Raw genomic sequence first — 12353 nt, 5'->3', positions numbered from 1 at the left:
CGCACCGGGACTCCGGTGCGGGGCCGCCCCGGCTCCGTGAGTAGACTCCCGTTCGACCGTCCGAGGGGCGCTCCGGCCCGCGAACGAGGTCGTCTCCGTGTGGCCCCACCGGCCCGCGCCGACGCCGTTCCGCGCAGTGCCAGCCCCCTCTCCGGTTCCTTCGCACCTCTGATCCCTGGGGGGGATCCCATGTCCTTCCGTTCCTCCACGCGCGCGCGTCGGCTCGCCGCCTGCACCGCGCTCGTCCTCTCCGCCGGCATGCTCCTCGCGGGCCCGGCGTCCGCCGGCACGCCGTCGCCGGTCCCGGTCGCCGAGAAGCCGGCCGCCGACTTCACCCCGCCGTCGCTGACGCGCCCGGCGAGCGGCGCGGTCCGTGCCGGCACCGCGGAGGCCTCCGCGGTCGGTGCCTCCCCTCTGCTGTCGGACTTCGACGGTGACGGCGGCGGCGACCTGATCTACCGCACCTGGAGCGGCGACCTCTACACGGCCACGACCTCCGGCGAAGGCGGCCTCTTCAACGGGGAAGCCTCGGAGCCCGTGAAGGACGTCATCCCGATCGGCAACCAGGACACGGACCCGAGCGGCCCCGAGGTCCTGACGCTCTCGCAGCAGGGCCAGCTCCGCCTCTACACGGACGCCACCCCGTACAACGCGTCGTACGCCTGGACGGGCAACGGCTGGGGCATCTACAACAAGGTCGTCGCGCCCGGCGACGTGAACGACGACGGCCGCGCGGACCTGGTGGCCCGCGACAAGGACGGCGTCCTGTGGCTGTACTACGCCACCGGGAACCGCACCGCGCCGTTCGCGACGCGGGTGAAGATCGGCGCCGGCTGGAACATCTACGACCAGCTCTTCGGCATCGGCGACAACAACGGCGACGGCTGGGCGGACCTCCTCGGCCGTGACACGGCCGGCAACCTGTGGCTGTACGCCGGTACGGGCGACAAGGCCAACCCGTTCGCCGCCCGGAAGCAGATCGGCGTCGGCTGGGGCATCTACAACGCGATCTTCCCCGTCGGCGACGACAACGGCGACGGCAACGGCGAGCTGCTCGCCCGCGACATGAACGGCACGTTCTGGTACTACACCGGCAAGGGCGACGGCACCCTCGCCCCGCGCGAGCAGTCCAGCGACGTGGGCGGCTGGGCCGGGATCCCGCAGTTCGGCGGGTCGGGCGGCCTTCCGTTCCTGGGCAAGGAAGGCGTCCTTGCGCGGGACAACGCCGGCACGATGTGGTGGTACGGCGCCCGGACCACCGGTCTGCTCGCCTCGCGTGTCCAGCTCGGCGACCCGGGCGAGTGGGCGGGTCTGAACTTCACGCACCTGTCCTCGATGAACGCGGACGGTTCCTCCGACATCGCGGTCGTCTACCAGGGCCGCCTCTGGATCGAGGGCAACGACCTCGGCAGCGGCTGGGGCGTCTTCAACGCGCTCGTCGGCCCGGGTGACCTGACCGGCGACGGCAAGGGCGACCTCCTTGCCCGTGACACCTCGGGCTACCTGTACCTCTACCAGGGCAACGGCACGGGCACCGCCGTCGGCTCCCGGGTGAGGATCGGCAGCGGCTGGGGCGCGTACAACAAGCTCGTCGGCGCCGGCGACTACACCGGCGACGGCCGCGCCGACCTCATCGCCCGTACCTCCGGCGGCGACCTCTACCTGTACGCCGGCACCGGTGTCGCCGCGACGCCGTTCAAGGCGCGGGTGAAGATCGGCTACGGCTGGAACACGTACTCCAAGGTGGTCGCCCCCGGCGACCTCAACGCCGACGGGAAGGCCGACCTGATCGGCATCACCTCCGGCGGCGACGTGTACCGCTACCTGAACACCACCCCGGGCAAGTTCGCCCCGCGGGCCAAGATCGGCTACGGCTACGGGATCTACAACAGCATGTCCTGACACCACGGGATCCCACGGACGCCCCGCACCGGAGTTCCGGTGCGGGGCGTCCGCGCGCTAACGGCACGATGGCGTTCACGACTTCTTGCGGGCGACGGCGAAGATGCGGCGGAACGGGAAGACCGTGCCGTGCGGGCCGGGCGGGTAGGCCTCGCGGAGCAGCGCGCGGTACTGGGCGAGGAAGGCGTCGACGGCCTCCTGGTCGTCGCCCAGGGTGGTGAGGACGGGCCGCAGCGCGGTGCCCTTGACCCAGTCGAGGACGGGGTCCTCGCCCTGGAGCAGCTGGCAGTACGTGGTCTCCCAGACGTCCGCCTCGCAGCCGAGGTCGGTGAGGCGGGCGAGGTAGTCGGCGGTGTCGAGGATGTGGACGTAGCGGCGGCCCTGGTCGCGGAGGCGGGAGCGCCACTCGGGGGTCTCGCAGAGCTCGCCGAGCAGGGCGTGGCTGGGCGAGGTGAAGTTGCCGGGGACCTGGAAGGCCAGGGTGCCGCCGGGATGGAGTCCGTCGATCCAGGCGGCGAAGGATTCGGGATGGTTGGGGACCCATTGGAGGGCGGCGTTGGAGACGATCAGGTCGTAGGGCTCGCCGGGGGTCCAGTGGGCGGCGTCGGCGGGCCGGAAGTCGAGCCAGCCGCCGCCCAGGGTGGTGCCGGACCAGTCCTTCTCGGCGCGCTCCAGCATCTCGGCGGAGAGGTCGAAGCCGGTGATGTGCGCGTCGGTCCACCGGTCGGCGAGGAGGACCGTCACGTTGCCGGGTCCGCAGCCGAGGTCGGCGATGCGGGCGGGCCGGTCCTGGGCCGGCAGCCGCGGTATTCGGGCGAGCAGATCGAGGAACGGGCGGGTGCGGTGGCCGGAGTGACGGAGGTACTGCTGCGGATCCCAGGTCGGTGCGGCAGAGTCGACGGAATGCATGTTCGAAGCCCCCTTGCTGGCACGAGTTGCCGAAGCGGAACGAGTTCCGGCGGGGTCCCTTCCCCATAGTCCAGGGAAATATATCTTGACCCCAAGATACTCGATGTCGAGAAACTCGAATACAAGAGACTTTATGTCAACAGACCCTCTACACTGATCGTCATGGAGGACGAGGTCGACCGACTGGTCGCAGCATGGCGCCGTGAGCGCCCCGACCTCGACGTGGAACCGCTCGAGGTGCTCAGCCGTGTCTCGCGGCTCGCCCGCCACCTCGACCGCGCCCGTCGGCTCGCCTTCTCCGAGCACCAGCTGGAGCCCTGGGAGTTCGACGTCCTCACCTCGCTGCGCCGCGCCGGAGCCCCGTACCAGCTCTCCCCCGGACAGCTCCTCACCCAGACCCTGGTCACCTCGGGCACCATGACCAACCGCATCGACCGGCTCACCAAGAAGGGCCTCGTCGAGCGGCTCCCCGACCCCAGCGACCGGCGCGGGGTCCTGGTCCGGCTCACCCCCGAGGGCCGCGACCGCGCCGACGAGGCGCTCGCCGGACTCCTCGCGCAGGAGCGCGCCATCCTCGCCCAGCTCTCCGGCGCCCAGCGCGGCGAACTGGCCGGACTGCTACGCCGGCTGACCGCCCCGTTCGACAACATCCCCGGGTAGCACCGGCTCCGCGGGACCCACGCCCGCCCGGCGGGCCAGCGCCACCGCCGCGAGCGTCGAGTGCACACCCAGCTTCCCCAGCACGTTCTGCATGTGCGTACGGACGGTGTGCGGGGAGAGGAAGAGCCGCTCGGCGACCGCCTTGCGGCCCAGGCCCGCGACCATGCAGCGCAGCACCTCCCGCTCGCGCGGGGTCAGCGACTCCACGAGCCGCTCGCTGTCCGTCCGGTGCTTGCGGGCCTCCGTCAGCTCCCGCAGGACCCCGGTGAGCAGCGCGGGCGGCAGATGCGTCTCGTCCCGCAGCACGCCCCGTACGACCGCGAGGAGCCGCTGCAGCGAGCAGTCCTTCGCGACCCAGCCGGAGGCCCCGGCCTGGAGCGCGAGCGCGGCCCGGCGCGGGTCGTCCTTCTCCGCGAGGACGACCGTACGGAGCGCGGGCTGCATCCGTCGTACGCCCGTGACCAGCGAGATCCCGTCCACGGCACCTTCCCCGTCCTCGGGCACCACGCGCGCCACGGCCGCCCCTGCGGGCCCCGCGCCCAGCTCGGCGTCCACGAGCAGCACGTCGAACCGGCGGCCCTCCGCCGCGCCGCGCTCCAGACAGCGCAGGGCCGCCGGGCCGCTGCCGGCGGCGGCGACGTCGACGTCGGGCTCCGCCGCGAGGGCGGCGGCCAGCGATTCGGCGAAGATGCGGTGGTCGTCCACCACCAGGACGCGGATGCGTGCCACGGACACTCCCAAGTGTCGAGGAACGGACCGACGCGGGTACGGCGCCGGAGGCGGGTCCGCCGAAGGCACGGCCGCCGCCGTGCGTTGACTGCTACCCCGCTTCTGGCGCCGTACCCGACGGGTCTCGCCCCCTGAACAGCACCGGCCCCCACCGGCGCTGCCCCTCAGAGTAGGGGCGGGGCGCCGCGGTGGGGGCCGATTCGCGGAACTGTCCGAAGTCGTGTGAACGCGAGCGGTGGTTCAGCCGCGGAAGCCGTCCGGGTGTGTGCGGTGGTTCAGAGGCGGCGCGCGCCCGCCGAGGGGACGGCCGGGAAGATGCCCGGGGCCGCGTACCCGGCCTCGGCGAAGGCCTTGCCGACGGCGGCGGACACCGCCTCCGCCCGCTCGGTCTCCACGAGGACGACGGCCGAGCCGCCGAAGCCGCCGCCGGTCATCCGGGCGCCGAGCGCCCCGGCGGCGTTCGCCGCCTCGACGACGAGGTCCAGCTCGGCGCAGGAGACCCGCAGATCGTCCCGGAGGGAGGCATGGCCCTCGGTGAGCACCGGGCCGACGGCACGGGTGGCGCCGGCGTCGAGCAGCGCGATGGTCCGCTCCACCCGGGCGTTGTCGGAGACGACGTGCCGCACGTACCGCAGAATCGTCTCGTCGCTCAAACGCCCGAGTGCTTCGGGCAGATGCGCGGCGCTCACTTCGCGCAGGGTGCGCACGCCGAGCGCCCGCGCACCCGCTTCACACCCGGCGCGCCGCTCGGCGTACGCGCCGTCTCCGAGCGCGTGCTTCACGCGGGTGTCGACGACGAGCAGCCGAAGCCCTTCGCCCGCCAGGTCGAAGGGGACCTGACGGTACGAGAGGTCCCGGGTGTCCAGATGGAGCGCGTGGCCCTCCTCGGCGCAGGCGGAGGCCATCTGGTCCATGACGCCGCAGGGCACGCCGACGAAGGCGTTCTCGGCGCGCTGGGCGAGCCGGGCGAGCTCGGGGCGGGAGAGCCCGAGACCGAACAGGTCGTTCAGGGCGAGCGCGGTGACGACCTCCAGGGCCGCCGAGGAGGAGAGACCGGCGCCGGTCGGCACGGTCGAGGTGAGGTGGACGTCGGCCCCGGCGACCGGGTGCCCGGCCTCCCGCAGCGCCCAGACGACCCCGGCGGGGTAGGCCGCCCAGCCGCCGCCGGAGAGCGGCTCCAGGGCGTCGACGTCCAGCTGGACGATCCCGCCGTCGATGTCGGCGGAGTGCAGCCGCAGGACGCCGTCGTCGCGGCGGGAGACGGCGGCGACGGTGGTGTGCGGCAGCGCGAGCGGCAGCACGAAGCCGTCGTTGAAGTCGGTGTACTCCCCGATGAGGTTGACCCGGCCGGGGGCGGCCCAGACACCGTCGGGGGCGGCGCCGTACAGCGCCTCGAAGTCGGCGGCGACACGCGTCGACGTCATGGCCGGACTCCTGCCTGCTGTCGGGCGAAGGCCCAGGCGTCGGCGACGACATCGGCCAGGTCCGGGCGGGACGGCGTCCAGCCGAGCCGCTCGCGGGCGGCCTCGGCGGAGGCGACCAGGACGGCGGGGTCGCCGGGGCGGCGCGCGGCGGTGGTCTCGGGGACCGGGTGGCCGGTGACCTTGCGCACGGTCTCGACGACCTCGCGGACGGAGAAGCCGTTGCCGTTGCCGAGGTTGCAGATCAGGTGCTCGCCGGCGGTCATCGCGTCGAGCGCCAGGAGGTGGGCCTCGGCGAGGTCGGCGACGTGGATGTAGTCGCGGACGCAGGTGCCGTCCGGGGTCGGGTAGTCCTCGCCGTACACGGAGATCGCCTCGCGCCGGCCCAGGGCGACCTGGAGGACGAGCGGGATCAGATGGGACTCGGGCTCGTGGCGCTCGCCGAGCGCGCCGTACGCCCCGGCGACGTTGAAGTAGCGCAGTGAGACGGCGGCCAGGCCGTGGGCCGCGCACTCCCCGCCGATCATGTGGTCGACGGCCAGCTTGCTCGCCCCGTACGGGCTGGTGGGGGCGGTCGGCGCGGTCTCGGTGATCGGCACGGTCTCCGGCTCGCCGTAGGTGGCGGCGGTGGAGGAGAAGACCAGCTTGCGGACCCCCGCGCCGCGCATCGCGGCGAGCAGGGCCATGGTGCCGCCGACGTTGTTCTCCCAGTACTTCTCGGGCCTGGCGACGGACTCGCCGACCTGGGAGAAGGCGGCGAAGTGCAGCACGCCGTCGTAGGAGCCGTCGAGCCACGTCGCGGCGTCCTGGATGCGGCCCTCGATGAACTCGGCGCCCTCGGGGACGGCTTCGGCGAAGCCGGTGGAGAGGTCGTCGAGGACGGTGACCCGGTGGCCCCGCTCCAGGAGGTGGGCGGCGACCACGCTGCCCACGTAGCCCGCCCCGCCCGTCACCAGATACTTCCGTGTCATGCGCTTGCCACCTCTCGGATGCGCCGGGCCGCGTCCTCCGGCCGGACGTCGTTCATGAACGCGCCCATGCCGGACTCGGTGCCCGCGAGGAACTTCAGCTTGCCAGAGGCCCGTCGGACGGTGAAAAGCTCCAGGTGCAGTCCGAAGTCCTCGCGCCGCTCGTCCGTGAACGGCGCCTGGTGCCAGGCGGCGATGTAGGGCGTCGGCGGCTCGTCCGGGCCGAAGATCCGGTCGAAGCGCCTCAAGAGTTCCAGGTAGACCTGTGCGCACTCTGTGCGCTGCGCCGCGTCCAGGGCGAGCAGGTCGGGCACCCGGCGCTTGGGGTGGAGGTGGACCTCGTACGGCCAGTGCGCGGCGTACGGCACGAAGGCGATCCAGTGCTCGGTCTCCAGGACCACCCGCTCGCCGTCGGCCCTCTCGCGGGCGACGAGGTCGTCGAAGAGGTTCCCTCCGGTCGCCGCGCGGTGCTCGTCGGCGCGGCGGCGCATCGCGGCCGTGCGGGGCGTGACGTACGGGAAGGCGTAGATCTGGCCGTGCGCGTGGGGCAGGGTGACGCCGATCTCCGCGCCGCGGTTCTCGAAGCAGTAGACCTGCTGGACGCCGGGCAGGGCGGAGAGCTCGGCGGTCCGGTCGGTCCAGGCGTCGAGGACGAGTGCGGCCCGCTCCTCGGTGAGGTCGGCGAAGGAGTCCGTGTGGTCGTCGGTGAAGCAGACGACCTCGCAGCGGCCGACACCGCCGGAGAGGGAGGGGAAGCGGTTCTCGAAGACCGCCACCTCGTAGCTCTCCTCGGGGATCTCGCTCTCCCGGCCGTCCTTGGCGGGGCAGAGCGGGCAGGCGTCGGCCGGCGGGAGGTAGGTGCGGGACTGCCGGTGCGAGGCGATGGCGACGGGGTCGCCGGTGAGCTCGTCGTACCGGATCTCGGAGCGGGAGACGACGGGCGCGAGCGGGCGGGGGTCGACTGCGGTGCGGACGGTGTCGTCGCGCGTGTCGTAGTAGATCAACTCGCGCCCGTCGGCGAGCGTGGTGACGGTCTTCTTCACGGGGTGCCTCCGGGCGGACCAAACAGAACCACGCACAAAGAATCACATTCGAACATCGCCGTCAATGCCGAAGCCGGCCCCCTCACACGGAAGGGGCCGGCCTGACGAGCAGCCTCAGCGCGGGCCGCGCTGCCCCGGCACCGCCCGGTCGAGCAGCCCCGTGCGAGCCGCGAGCGCCGCCGCCTCCAGGCGCGAACCGACCCCCAGCTTCATCAGCACCCGCTGCACGTGCGTCCGCGCCGTGCTCGGCGCGATCCCCATCCCCGCCGCGATCAGCCGGGTGTCCTCGCCCTCCGCGACCCGGACCAGCACCTCCACCTCCCGGTGGGTGAGCAGCCGCAGCAGCCGCTGCGCCTCGTCGTCCGGCTGCGCCGAAGGGTGCAGCAGCTCCGCGAACGCCCCCTGGAGCAGCTGCGGCGCCACCGCCGACTCCCCCGCCCGCGCCTTCATCAGGGCGCGCTCGACGCCCTCGATGCGCTCGTCGTGGCGCACGTACCCCGAGGCCCCGGCCGCGAACGCCGCCGCGATCCCGCGCGGCGACGGCACCGGGCCGAGCACCACCACGGCGACCTGCGGCCGCTCCCGCTTGATCCGTACGACCGGGTCGAAGGCCCCGGGCGCGTCCGGCGCCGCCGTGCCCAGGAGGCAGACCTCCGGCGCCCGGCTCACCACCAGCTCCGCGGCCCCCGCCACCGGCGCCGCCGCCGCGAGCACCCGGTGCCCGCGCAGCTTCAGCGCCGAGGCGAGCGCCTCCGCGAGCAGACGGTGGTCGTCCACCACCACGAGGCGTACGCCCATCCCGGTCATCCCCCCTCCTCCTGGCCGGCCGGATGCCCCGGCGGCCTGACCCGGAAAGCTACACGCTCCCCCGCTCCCGGCGCCGACATGCGCGTGGGCCCCTCCGGATCACCGGAAGGGCCCACGGGCGGACGGCGGGTCGTCAGTGCCCGACGGAGAAGGAGACGATCAGGTACTCCTTGATGTCGCTGGACGAGGGGTTCTCCCGCGGCTTGCTGACCAGGGTCTCCGAGATGAAGAACCGGCCGTTGCCGTAGAGGAGTTCGGCACCGTTCAGGCTGAAGCTGCTCTCGGCGTTGTGGATCGACTTGTCCGCCGGGTTCTCCAGGAGCAGCGTCTCCTTCATCGTGCCGCCGTCGACGGAGACGATCCGGCCGCCCTGGTCGTAGGGCGGGGCCTTGTAGGCGATGAGGTTGCCGCCGTCCATCCGCAGCGGGACGTACGTGAACTTGTCGCCCGCGTCGGCCTTCTCGGGCACCGTGCGCCCGGTCGCCAGGTCGAAGGCGATGATCTCGTTGGTCTCGCTGCCGTACTCGCCGGTGCTGCCCTCGTGCTCCTCGGTCGGCACGTACAGCCGGCCGTTGCCGACGAGCGCCTGGGTGCAGGACTCGACCTCGGTGGCGCGGCAGCGGGCCGCGTACTGGTCCGCGTCCGCCGTGATCTTCGCCTTCAGCTTCCCGGTCTTCTCGTCGATGGAGAAGAAGTCCGAGATGCCGCTGCCGTCACCGGCGGAGTCGCCGACGTCGGCCGCGACGACCAGCGGCTTGGTGGAGATCACCGAGGCGTACTTCACGCCGGGCGGCATCTTGTACTGCGAGAGCGGGGCGCCCGTGGTCGGGTTGAGGTTCTGGATCAGCACGTTCGGGTTGTCGTACTGCCCGCACTTGCGGACCGCGACGAGGCCCTCGCCGCCGCCGTACCCCATGTCGTAGCAGTTCTGGTCGTTGGCCTGCGGCTTCCAGCGCGGGTTGCCGTTGGCGAGGTCGAAGGCGGCGCCGCCGTCGGTGCCGCCGGCCGCGACGGTCGCCCCGCTGAGCGTGACCTCGGTGAACCGGGCCTTCTGGTCGCCGGCGGAGCCGCCGGTGACCGAGGTGGACCAGAGGAGCTTGCCGGTGTTCAGGTCGACCACGCCGACCTCGGTGCACGGCTGGTAGTAGCGCGGCCCCACCCGCTTGGTGGCCTCGAAGAGGATCGGCGCCTTGTTGTCGGCGGTGACGTGCCGCGAGGCGCCGCAGACCTGGCCGGTCAGCGGCAGCGTCCACAGGACGCCGCCCTTGTCCAGGTCGTACGCCACGAGCGAGTTCACGCCGGGCTTCACGAACGCCTTGTCGGTGATCCAGGAGCCGGAGACGTCGGTGAGGTCCGCGACCTTCGGCTGCGCGATCTGGAAGGCCATCTTCGCCTTGGTGTCGGCCGGCGGCTTCTCCTTGCCACCGCCGCCGATGCCCTTGCCGCCGGTGTCGCCGCCGCCCGTGGCGGAGCCCTGCGAGGTGCCGCCCGAGCCCTTGGCCTCGTTGCCGCCGTCACCGCCGCCGGAGTTGGCGTACCAGATGCCGACGCCGATGATCAGGACGACGGCCACGGCCGCCGCGATGACGATCTGCAGCTGCGCCGACAGCTTCTTGCCGCCGCCGGGTGCCGGCGGCGGGGTGGGCTGCTGGTAGCCGTACTGCGGCTGCTGCGGCTGCGTCGGGTAGCCGTACGGGGGCTGGACCGGCTGCTGGCCGGGCTGCTGGTAGCCGCCGTACTGCGGGGCCTGCTGCGGCTGCTGGGGCGCGGTGGGGTACCCGTACGGCTGCTGCGGCGGCTGCTGCTGCTGCTGCGGGTAGCCGTAGCCAGGCTCCGGCTGCTGCGGCGGCTGCTGCTGCGGGTAGCCGTAACCGGGCTCCGGCTGCTGCTGCGGGGGCGTCGGGGCGCCGAAGCCGCCCTGCGGGTCCGGGGGCTGGTTCGGCGGCGGCGGGGGTGGCTGCGTCATCGGTCCGTGTACCTCACTTGCTGAAGGCCATCATCGTCTTGACCTGCATCTCGTCCTTGTCGTTGGACGCCGACACACGTCCGCTCGCCACCACGAAGGTGCCGCTGCCGTAGGCGAAGCTCGCGTCGTAGAAGTTGCTCTCGATCTCCGCCGTCGAGGCCGGGTTCTGGAGCAGGATCTTCGGCTCGCCGCCGGTCGGGGCGAGGGTGGCGACGGCGCCGCCCTTGTCGTACGACGGGTCCACGTACAGCAGGACCTGCCCGCCGTCCATGCGCAGCGGCGTCATCGGCTGGTCGCCGGGGGCCTTGGAGCGCCACTTGGCCTTGCCGGTGTTCAGGTCGAAGGCGACGACCTCGTTGCCCTTGCCGTAGCCGGTCTCCGTGGCCATGTAGAAGGTGTTCGCGTCGGCGGCGACACCGGTGCAGCCCTGGAGGTTCTTGCCGAAGATGACGAAGCTGCCGCCGCACGAGGGCGCGAACTTGTCGTTGCCGCCCTGGATCTGCGAGCGCAGCTTGCCGTTGGCGTTCAGCGCGAAGATGGACCACTTCTTCTGGTCGCGCTGGGTGGCCGAGACGACCAGCGGGTCGACCGAGTAGACCTTGTCGACCTCCCAGTTCGCCTCCAGCTGGAAGGTGAACTTCGGCTTGCCGGTGTTGGGGTCGACCTCGCCGATCGCCTGGAGCTTCTTGGTGGTGCTGCCCGAGGGGCAGTCCATGGCGGCGATCAGCTTGCTGCCGCCCGCGAAGGCGAAGGGCTTGCAGCCGGTGTCGGCGCCCTTGAAGAGCTGGCGCCCGTCGGCCATCGAGAAGCCGTACGCGCTGCTGGAGCCGGCCGCGGTGACCGTGTTGCCGCTGATGGCAAGGGTGTTGTCGGAGAAGGCGAAGAGGCCGGTGGCCTTCGGGACGGCCTTCTTCCAGCCTGCCTTGCCGGTCTTGAGGTCGACCTTCTGGAGCTGGGTGCACTTGGCGCCGTCCTTGGCGCTCTCGGCGTAGCCGAAGACCATGGAGCCGTCGGCGGCGGGCTCCGGCGGGACCGCGCACAGCTCGAACGGCAGGTCGACGTGCCACTTGGGCTTGCCGTCGGCCAGGCCGTAGCCGTCGACGCCCTTGTACATCGCCTTGACGACGGTGTCGCCGACGATCCACGGGCCGAAGACGTCGGAGCCGTTGCGGGGCAGGTCGACGGTGTTCTTCAGCAGCCAGTTGACCTTCGCCTCGCCGGCCTGGCGGCCCGCGTTGAGGTCCTCCTCGCCGTTGCCGCCGTCACCCGTGCCGTCGCCCTGGTCCACCGACTCGGTGGGCTTCGGGGCGCCGGAGGAGGTGGCCGTGGCGGTGGGCTGGGCGACCGGGTCCTTGTCGTCGTCCCCGCCGACGACGGCCCAGGTCGTGACGGCGGCGACCAGGACGGCCGCGGCGGCCACGCCGGCGACGACACCGGTCCTGCCCTTGAACGGACCGCCGCCACCGGGGGCCTGGGGCGGGGTGGGGCCGCCCTGGTACATGGGCTGGGTGGGGTAGCCGCCGTAGGGGTTCGGCTGCTGACCGTACGGGCCGGGCTGGCCGGGCTGGCCCTGCTGCGGGTATCCGTAGGGCTGCTGCGCGGGCTGCCCGTAGGGACCGGGCTGGCCGTACGGACCGGGCTGCGGGGCCTGACCCGGCTGACCGTACGGATCCGGCTGCGGGGCCTGCCCCGGCTGCTGCGGGTATCCGTAACCCGGCTGCGTCGCGGGCGGCGTCGGCGGTGCCTGCGGCGGGACCGGCGGAGCCTGCGGAGGCACGGGCGGCACGGCGGGACCCTGGTTCGGTCCCTGGTTCGGGTCCTGAGGGGCTCCGAAGCCCCCCGGCGGCTGGTTGCTGGGCGGCTGGGTCATCAGCGGTTCCCCCTTGACGTGAACGGGTTTTCTTTCTACCACTCACGCGCTGGCGCAAAAGCGACCGGTCCGCCCCTT

General features: G+C 72.5%; 10 protein-coding genes. 2 read left to right on the top strand and 8 right to left on the bottom strand.

Going from position 1 to position 12353, the window contains the following annotated elements:
• Positions 1–189 precede the first annotated feature (189 nt).
• A complete protein-coding gene (locus tag ACF07V_RS27160; RefSeq protein WP_392157979.1) occupies positions 190–1902 on the top strand; it encodes an FG-GAP repeat domain-containing protein in 1713 nt (570 codons plus the stop codon).
• A gap of 75 nt (positions 1903–1977) precedes the next feature.
• Here ACF07V_RS27160 and ACF07V_RS27155 read toward each other — a convergent pair whose 3' ends face one another.
• Positions 1978–2811, bottom strand: coding sequence for a trans-aconitate 2-methyltransferase (locus tag ACF07V_RS27155; protein ID WP_392157977.1), 834 nt, complete (start codon positions 2809–2811; stop codon positions 1978–1980).
• A gap of 162 nt (positions 2812–2973) precedes the next feature.
• Here ACF07V_RS27155 and ACF07V_RS27150 point away from each other — a divergent pair, with 162 nt between their 5' ends.
• On the top strand, positions 2974–3471 hold the full coding sequence (locus tag ACF07V_RS27150) for a MarR family winged helix-turn-helix transcriptional regulator (protein WP_392157975.1): 498 nt from the start codon (positions 2974–2976) through the stop codon (positions 3469–3471).
• Here ACF07V_RS27150 and ACF07V_RS27145 read toward each other — a convergent pair.
• The 7 genes from ACF07V_RS27145 to ACF07V_RS27115 form a co-directional block, all read right to left on the bottom strand.
• Positions 3430–4200, bottom strand: a complete 771-nt coding sequence (locus ACF07V_RS27145; protein ID WP_392157973.1) for a LuxR C-terminal-related transcriptional regulator — start codon at positions 4198–4200, stop codon at positions 3430–3432. The two genes, ACF07V_RS27150 and ACF07V_RS27145, sit on opposite strands and share 42 nt — an antisense overlap.
• Positions 4201–4475: 275 nt before the next feature.
• Positions 4476–5624, bottom strand: a complete 1149-nt coding sequence (gene galK, locus ACF07V_RS27140) for a galactokinase (protein ID WP_392157971.1) — start codon at positions 5622–5624, stop codon at positions 4476–4478.
• Positions 5621–6592, bottom strand: a complete 972-nt coding sequence (gene galE, locus ACF07V_RS27135) for a UDP-glucose 4-epimerase GalE (protein WP_392157969.1) — start codon at positions 6590–6592, stop codon at positions 5621–5623. Before galE ends, galK begins: the two co-directional genes overlap by 4 nt.
• The gene (gene galT / locus ACF07V_RS27130; RefSeq protein WP_392157967.1) at positions 6589–7632 is read right to left on the bottom strand and encodes a galactose-1-phosphate uridylyltransferase; all 1044 of its coding nucleotides are present in this window, start codon (positions 7630–7632) and stop codon (positions 6589–6591) included. The genes galE and galT overlap by 4 nt, the downstream gene beginning before the upstream one ends.
• A gap of 114 nt (positions 7633–7746) precedes the next feature.
• Entirely contained in the window at positions 7747–8430 is a 684-nt protein-coding gene (locus tag ACF07V_RS27125) for a LuxR C-terminal-related transcriptional regulator (protein WP_392158161.1), read from the bottom strand.
• Between the two features lie 142 nt (positions 8431–8572).
• The gene (locus ACF07V_RS27120) at positions 8573–10405 is read right to left on the bottom strand and encodes a PQQ-binding-like beta-propeller repeat protein (protein ID WP_392157965.1); all 1833 of its coding nucleotides are present in this window, start codon (positions 10403–10405) and stop codon (positions 8573–8575) included.
• 13 nt (positions 10406–10418) lie between these two features.
• Positions 10419–12275, bottom strand: a complete 1857-nt coding sequence (locus ACF07V_RS27115) for a PQQ-binding-like beta-propeller repeat protein (protein ID WP_392157963.1) — start codon at positions 12273–12275, stop codon at positions 10419–10421.
• Positions 12276–12353 lie beyond the last annotated feature (78 nt).

Source organism: Streptomyces sp. NPDC015661, from assembly GCF_043077765.1.
In the GTDB taxonomy this organism is placed as follows: domain Bacteria; phylum Actinomycetota; class Actinomycetes; order Streptomycetales; family Streptomycetaceae; genus Streptomyces.
This window is presented reverse-complemented; position numbering and strand designations above follow the sequence as displayed.